Consider the following 7,257-nt stretch of genomic DNA (forward strand, 5'->3'; position numbering starts at 1 on the left):
CGGCGCGCTGGCATGGGCGGATGGGAAAGGCCGCCATTGTGGCCGACGCGCCGGCAGGGTTCATCCCTTGGCGCCCGGCACGCTGCCGCGCGATGGATCGACGCTCGGCACGCTGCCGCGCGCCTCCACAGCCCGCAGGAAGTCGAAATCCACGCCCTGGTCGGCCTGGTTGACCGTGGTGAGGAACAGCGTGCGGTAGCCGCGCTCGGCCGTCGGCACGGCGACCGGCTTGTCTTCCGCGCGGCGGGCCAGTTCTTCGTCGCCGACCAGCAGGGCGATCTCGCGGTTCTTCACGCTCAGGCGGATGCGGTCGCCGTTCCTGACATAGGCCAGCGGCCCGCCGATGGCCGCCTCGGGCGTGACGTGCAGCACGATGGTGCCGAACGCCGTGCCGCTCATGCGCCCGTCGGAGATGCGCACGATGTCCTTCACGCCGGCGCGCGCGAGCTTGCGCGGGATCGGGATGTAGCCGGCCTCGGGCATGCCCGGAGCGCCTTTGGGGCCGATGTTCTTGAGCACGAGGATGTCGTCGGCCGTCACGTCGAGGTCGTCGCGGTCGATGCGCTCGGCCAGGTCGGCCGCGTTCTCGAACACCACGGCGCGGCCTTCGTGCTCCATGAGCTTCGGATGCGCGGCCGACTGCTTGATGATCGCGCCGCCCGGCGCGAGGTTGCCGCGCAGCACCGCGATGCCGCCCTGCGGGTAGATCGGATTGCTGCGCGGGCGCACCACGTCCTGCGCGAAACCCGGGCCGGCGCGCTCAATCTCCTCGCCGAGCGTGCGGCCGGTGACGGTGAGCGCGTCGAGGTTGAGCAGCGGCTTCAATTCGCGCAGCAGGGTGGCCATGCCGCCGGCATGGTGGAAGTCCTCCATGTAGTGGTCGCCCGAGGGCTTGAGGTCGAGCAGTACCGGCGTCTCGCGGCCCATGCGGTCGAGCGCCTCGAAGTCGATGTCGTAGCCCACGCGGCCCGCGATGGCCGCAAGGTGGACGATGCCGTTGGTCGAGCCGCCGATCGCGAGTAGCACGCGCAGCGCGTTCTCGAACGCGGCGGGCGTGAGGATCCTGTCGACGGTCAGGTGCTCGCGCGCGATGCGCACGGCCTCGGTGCCGGTCTGCTCGGCGATGCGGATGCGGTCGGCCGTCACCGCGGGCGGCGAGGCGCCGCCGGGCACCGTCATGCCGAGCGCCTCGGCGATGCAGGCCATGGTGCTGGCCGTGCCCATGACCGAGCAGGTGCCCACGCTCGCGACGAGCTGGTCGTTGACCTCGGAAATTTCGGCGGCATCGATCTCCTCGGCGCGGAACCTGCCCCAGTAGCGGCGGCAGTCGGTGCAGGCGCCCACGCGCTCGCTGCGGTGGCTGCCGGTGAGCATCGAGCCGGTGATGAGCTGGATCGCCGGAATGCCGGCCGAGGCCGCGCCCATGAGCTGCGCCGGCACGGTCTTGTCGCAGCCGCCGATGAGCACGACCGCGTCCATCGGCTGCGCGCGGATGAGCTCCTCGGTGTCCATCGACATGAGGTTGCGCAGGTACATGCTCGTGGGCTGCGAGAAGCTCTCGTGGATCGAGATCGTCGGGAAGTCCATCGGCAACCCGCCGGCCAGCAGGATGCCGCGCTTGACCGCCTCGATGAGTTGCGGTGCGTTGCCGTGGCAGGGGTTGTAGCTGCTGCCGGTGTTGGTGATGCCGATGACCGGTCGGTCCAGTGCGGAGTCGGTGTAGCCCGCGCCCTTGATGAAGGCTTTGCGCAGGAACAGCGAGAAGCCGCGGTCGCCGTAGTTGGTGAGGCCCTTGGAGATGCCGGTGGCGGCGTCGGCTGGGGCGATGTCGTGGCGCGGGGCGGCGCCGTCGGAAGTGTCGGAGTCGGTCATGGCGTGCGGAAGGTCGGGGGAAGGCGGTGGTGCTCCCTGCGTGGAGCCCGGCCCGAGCCGCAGGATAGGACGGCCCGGCACTTCTTGTCGTCGGTGTTATCACCTATATTATTAATAATATAATTGACTAGATTCCGATGGGTGTGACCGCGGCGGGGCCGGCACATGTGTCCATTTCGCAACGACAACCAAGGAGCCCATCGTGCAATCCCTTCCCCCTGCGACCCGTGCCGGGCGGCGCTGCCTGCTCGCGGCCGCGCTGGCCGCCGGCCTTGGCGCTGCCGCGCTGCCGGCCCGCGCCAACGACGCGGCTTGGCCCGAGCGGCCGATCCGGCTCGTCGTTCCCTATACGCCCGGCGGCGCGACCGACGTGATCGGCCGCGTGGTCGGCCAGAAGCTCGGCACCGCGCTCGGCCAGCCGGTGGTGGTCGAGAACAAGGCCGGCGCGGCCGGCAATCTCGGCGCCGCGGCGGTCGCCAAGGAGAAGCCCGACGGCTACACGCTGCTGCTCGGCGCGCTGACCAGCCATTCGATCAACAGCGTGCTGCAGGCCGCGACCGCCGGCTTCGACATGGAGAAGAGCTTCGCGCCGATCTCGATCGTCGGCCGCGTGCCGCTGGTCGTGACCGTGGGTCCGTCGGTCCAGGCGAAGAACCTCGCGGAGTTCATCGCGCTGGCCAAGAGCAAGCCCGACGGGCTCAACTACGGCTCCTCGGGCAACGGCTCGCCACAGCATCTCGCGGCCGAGCTGTTCAAGCGGCAGGCCGGCGTGAAGATCGTCCACGTGCCCTACAAGGGCAGCAGCCCGGCGCTCAATGACCTCATGGGCGGGCAGGTGGACGTGGTGTTCGACACGCTGCCGGCCACGCAGTCGTTCATCAGGGGCGGCCGCCTGCGCGCGCTGGCCACGACCACGCCGCAGCGCGTGGCCGCGCTGCCCGATGTGCCGACCGCGGCAGAAGCGGGGCTCGCGGGCTTCGAGGTGAGCTCGATGTTCGGCCTGCTCGCGCCCGCGGGCACGCCGGCGCCCATCGTCGCCAAGCTCAGCGCCGCGCTCAAGGGCATCCTCGCGCAGCAGGACGTGAAGGACGCGCTCGTCGCCCAGGGCGCGGTGCCGGTCTACACCACGCCGGAGCAGGCGCGCGCGCAGATCCGCGACGAGGTGGCGCGCTGGAGCAAGGTCATCAAGGAGGCGAACATTCAGCCCGAATAGCGCCTCGCCACATACCCTCCAGGTGTACGAACGCCTGGCGCGCTCAGGGAGCAGGCCAGGCGTTGCTGCCAGGGGGCGTATTCAGCTGAAGAAGCTCTTCAGCCGGTCCGTCCAGCTCTCGCCGGTCGGCGAGTGGCGGGCGCCGCCCTTCTTGAGCGACTCGTCGAGCTCGCGCAGCAGCTTGCGCTGGTGCTCGGTGAGCTTGACCGGCGTCTCCACCGCGATGTGGCAGTACAGGTCGCCGGGATAGCTCGACCGCACGCCCTTGATGCCCTTGCCGCGCAGGCGGAACTGCTTGCCGTGCTGGGTGCCCTCGGGGATGTCGATCGCGGCCTTGCCGGCCAGCGTCGGCACCTCGATCTCGCCGCCGAGCGCGGCGGTGATGAAGCTGACCGGCACCTCGCAGTGCAGGTCGTCGCCGTCGCGCTCGAAGATGTCATGCTTCTTCGTGCGGATCTCGATATACAGGTCGCCGGGCGGCCCGCCGTTGGTGCCGGGCTCGCCGTTGCCCACGCTGCGGATGCGCATGCCGTCGTCGATGCCGGCGGGAATTTTCACCTCCAGCGTCTTCTGACGCTTGAGCTTGCCCTGGCCGTGGCAGGCGGGGCAGGGCTCGGGGATGATCCTGCCGGTGCCACGGCAGTGCGGGCAGGTCTGCTGCACGCTGAAGAAGCCCTGGCGCATCTGCACCGTGCCGGTGCCGCCGCAGGCGCTACAGGTCTTGGCGCTGGTGCCGGGCTTGGCGCCGCTGCCGTGGCAGGTCTCGCAGTCCTCCCAGCTCGGGATGCGGATCTGCGCATCCTTGCCGCGCGCGGCTTCCTCCAGCGTGATCTCCATCGCGTAGCTCAGGTCGCTGCCGCGGTAGACCTGCCGGCCGCCCGCGCCGCGCCGCCCGCCGCCGAACATCTCGCCGAAGATGTCGCCGAAGGCCTCGGCGAAGCCGCCGTTGAAGCCCTCGCCGCCGCCGCGGTTCGAAGCGACGCCGGCGTGGCCGTACTGGTCATACGCCGCGCGTTTCTGCGCATCCGAGAGCATCTCGTAGGCCTCCTTGGCCTCCTTGAACTTCTCCTCGGCCATCTTGCCCGCCTCACCCTGGTGGCGGTCGGGGTGGTGCTTCATCGCGAGCTTGCGATACGCCTTCTTGATCTCGTCGTCCGAGGCATTCTTGGGCACGCCCAGAACCTCGTAGTAATCTCTTTTGGCCATGATCTTTCTTCAGGGAGGCGTCTGTGGCCCCCGTGGAACGGAAGCGCCGCGCGGCAGCCCGGTGGGGCCGCCGCGCGGCGAAGGCAGGGGCGGCGGCGTCAGCCCTTCTTGACTTCCTTGACCTCGGCGTCGACGACGTTGTCGTCGGCCGGGCGGGCCGCGCCGGCATCGGTCTGGGCGCCCGCGCCGCCGGTTGCGCCAGCCTGGGCGGCCTGCGCCGCCTGGGCCGCGTCACCGTAGATCTTCTCGCCGAGCACCTGGCTGGCGGTCAGCAGCGCGGTGGACTTGGCCTCGATGACGTCCTTGTCCTCGCCCTTGAGCGCTTCTTCCAGCTCCTTGGCAGCGGCCTCGACCTTCCCCTTCTCGGCCGCATCGAGCTTGTCGCCGTGCTCGCCGAGGCTCTTCCTCACGCTGTGCAGCGTGGCCTCGCCCTGGTTGCGGGCCTGCACCAGCTCGACCTTCTTCTTGTCCTCGGCGGCGTTGAGCTCGGCGTCCTTCACCATGCGCTGGATCTCCTCCTCGGAGATGCCCGAGTTGGCCTTGATGGTGATCTTGTTTTCCTTGCCGGTGGCCTTGTCCTTGGCGCCCACGTGCAGGATGCCGTTGGCGTCGATGTCGAACGAGACCTCGATCTGCGGTGTGCCGCGCGGCGCCGGCGCGATGCCTTCGAGGTTGAACTCGCCGAGCAGCTTGTTGGCCGAGGCCAGCTCGCGCTCGCCCTGGAACACCTTGATCGTCACGGCCGGCTGGTTGTCGTCGGCGGTCGAGAAGGTCTGCGCGAACTTCGTCGGGATCGTGGTGTTCTTCGAGATCATCTTGGTCATCACGCCGCCCAGCGTCTCGATGCCCAGCGACAGCGGGGTCACGTCGAGCAGCAGCACGTCCTTGCGGTCGCCCGAGAGCACTTGGCCCTGGATCGCGGCGCCGACGGCCACGGCTTCGTCGGGGTTCACGTCCTTGCGCGGCTCCTTGCCGAAGAACTCCTTGACCTTCTCCTGCACCTTGGGCATGCGGGTCTGGCCGCCGACCAGGATCACGTGGTCGATGTCGGAGACACTGATGCCGGCGTCCTTGATGGCCGTGCGGCAGGGTGCGATGGTGCGCTCGACCAGCTCCTCGACTAGGCTTTCGAGCTTGGCGCGCGTGAGCTTGATGTTCAGGTGCTTCGGGCCCGAGGCGTCGGCGGTGATGTAGGGCAGGTTGATGTCGGTCGCGGCCGAGGACGACAGCTCGATCTTGGCCTTCTCGGCGGCTTCCTTCAGGCGCTGGAGGGCCAGCACGTCCTTGCTCAGGTCGACGCCCTGTTCCTTCTTGAACTCGGTGATGATGTAGTCGATCACGCGCTGGTCGAAGTCCTCGCCGCCGAGGAAGGTGTCGCCGTTGGTCGACAGCACCTCGAACTGCTTTTCGCCGTCCACGTCGGCGATCTCGATGATCGAGACGTCGAACGTGCCGCCGCCCAGGTCGTACACAGCGATCTTGCGGTCGCCCTTGTCCTTCTTGTCGAGGCCGAAGGCCAGCGCGGCGGCGGTCGGCTCGTTGATGATGCGCTTGACGTCGAGGCCCGCGATGCGGCCGGCGTCCTTGGTGGCTTGGCGCTGGGCGTCGTTGAAGTACGCGGGCACGGTGATGACCGCCTCGGTCACCGGCTCGCCGAGGTAGTCCTCGGCCGTCTTCTTCATCTTGCGCAGCACTTCGGCGCTGACCTGCGGCGGCGCGAGTTTCTTGCCGCGCACTTCCACCCAGGCGTCGCCGTTGTCGGCAGCGGCGATGGTGTAGGGCATCAGGTCGATGTCCTTCTGCACTTCCTTCTCGGTGAACTTGCGGCCGATCAGGCGCTTGACGGCGTAGAGCGTGTTCTTCGGGTTCGTCACCGCCTGGCGCTTGGCCGAGGCGCCGACGAGGATCTCGCCATCTTCCTGGTACGCGATGATCGACGGCGTGGTGCGCGCGCCTTCGGCGTTCTCGATGACTTTAGGCGTGTTGCCTTCGAGGACGGACACGCAGCTGTTGGTGGTGCCCAGGTCGATACCGATGATTTTTCCCATGTTTCTTCTCCAGCGACTGCAATGGTTTGGATGGTGTACGAGTTGTGGATAACTTTGACCGTTTCAAGGGGCTGTGGGGCTTACTTGGGAGCGGTCACGGTCACGAGGGCCGGACGCAGCACGCGGTCGGCGATCACGTAGCCCTTTTGCAGAACACCGACGACGGTGTTGGGCTCCTGCTCGGCCGGCACCACGCTGATCGCCTGGTGCTGGTGCGGGTCGAATTTGGCTCCGGCCGCCGGCGCGATCGCCGTGACCTTGTTGCGCTCCAATGCCGAGACGAGCTGGCGCAGCGTGGCGTCGGAGCCTTCGCGCAGCTGTTCGGGCGTGGCTTCCTTGATGGCCAGGGCCGCTTCGAGGCTGTCGATCACCGGCAACAGGGCTTCGGCGAAGCCCTCGATCCCGAACTTGCGGGCCTTGGCGACGTCTTCCTCGGCACGGCGGCGGGCGTTCTCGGCCTCGGCCTTGGCGCGCAGGTACTGGTCGGCCAGATCGGCGCTCTTGCTCTGGAGCGTGGCCAGTTCGCCTTGCAGACGGGCGATCTCGTCGGCCGTGTGGGCGTGCAGCGCCGCTTCCAGTTCTTCCGGGCTCTGGGCGGCGGCGTCTGCCGGCTGCGGGGAGGGGGTGGATTGCGGTTCGGTCATGCGTTTCTAGGGCGATGAAGGAAGTGGGTGAACGGGCGCCGGGGGCGCGACAAGCGCCACATGGGCGCTGCAAACCCATTTTCAAGACAAGGAATTGAAGGTTCTGCAAGAACCCTGCGGCACGGATGGACTGGAAGGCGGCACTTCGAGCCTGTCCGAAATTTTGTGTGTGAGGCATAGCATGTCAATGAGGAGCATGTATGCCGACGAGCAAGACGAAAACGAAGAACGCAGCGATAGCCGCCCGAACGGCGGCGTTGCCCACGATCCCCAA

General features: G+C 68.2%; 6 protein-coding genes. 2 read left to right on the plus strand and 4 right to left on the minus strand.

Annotated features, from left to right (window positions below; all coding sequences use genetic code 11):
* Positions 1-60: 60 nt before the first annotated feature.
* A complete protein-coding gene (locus GAK38_RS18050) occupies positions 61-1,872 on the minus strand; it encodes an IlvD/Edd family dehydratase (protein ID WP_325346354.1) in 1,812 nt (603 codons plus the stop codon).
* Between the two features lie 202 nt (positions 1,873-2,074).
* Here GAK38_RS18050 and GAK38_RS18055 point away from each other — a divergent pair, with 202 nt between their 5' ends.
* Positions 2,075-3,085, plus strand: coding sequence for a tripartite tricarboxylate transporter substrate binding protein (locus GAK38_RS18055; RefSeq protein ID WP_325346355.1), 1,011 nt, complete (start codon positions 2,075-2,077; stop codon positions 3,083-3,085).
* Between the two features lie 81 nt (positions 3,086-3,166).
* Here the strand turns inward: GAK38_RS18055 and dnaJ are convergent, their stop codons facing one another.
* The 3 genes from dnaJ to grpE all read right to left on the minus strand — a co-directional run bounded on the left by dnaJ (position 3,167) and on the right by grpE (position 6,983).
* Positions 3,167-4,291, minus strand: coding sequence for a molecular chaperone DnaJ (dnaJ, locus tag GAK38_RS18060; protein WP_325346356.1), 1,125 nt, complete (start codon positions 4,289-4,291; stop codon positions 3,167-3,169).
* Positions 4,292-4,389: 98 nt separating this feature from the next.
* Complete coding sequence (dnaK, locus tag GAK38_RS18065; RefSeq protein WP_325346357.1) at positions 4,390-6,339, minus strand: molecular chaperone DnaK; 1,950 nt, start codon at positions 6,337-6,339, stop codon at positions 4,390-4,392.
* Between the two features lie 80 nt (positions 6,340-6,419).
* The gene (gene grpE, locus GAK38_RS18070; RefSeq protein ID WP_325346358.1) at positions 6,420-6,983 is read right to left on the minus strand and encodes a nucleotide exchange factor GrpE; all 564 of its coding nucleotides are present in this window, start codon (positions 6,981-6,983) and stop codon (positions 6,420-6,422) included.
* A gap of 94 nt (positions 6,984-7,077) precedes the next feature.
* Between grpE and GAK38_RS18075 the strand changes: the two genes are divergently transcribed.
* On the plus strand, positions 7,078-7,257 hold a 180-nt coding region (locus tag GAK38_RS18075), incomplete at its 3' end, for a hypothetical protein (RefSeq protein WP_325346359.1).

The organism is Xylophilus sp., from assembly GCA_009914555.1.
GTDB lineage: Bacteria > Pseudomonadota > Gammaproteobacteria > Burkholderiales > Burkholderiaceae_C > WNDY01.

Bases quoted from the DNA above. Each gene is read 5' to 3' on its own strand.
- GAK38_RS18050 (WP_325346354.1), bottom strand. From the start codon at position 1,872: ATGACCGACTCCGACACTTCCGACGGCGCCGCCCCGCGCCACGACATC.
- dnaJ (WP_325346356.1), bottom strand. From the start codon at position 4,291: ATGGCCAAAAGAGATTACTACGAGGTTCTGGGCGTGCCCAAGAATGCC.
- dnaK (WP_325346357.1), bottom strand. From the start codon at position 6,339: ATGGGAAAAATCATCGGTATCGACCTGGGCACCACCAACAGCTGCGTG.
- grpE (WP_325346358.1), bottom strand. From the start codon at position 6,983: ATGACCGAACCGCAATCCACCCCCTCCCCGCAGCCGGCAGACGCCGCC.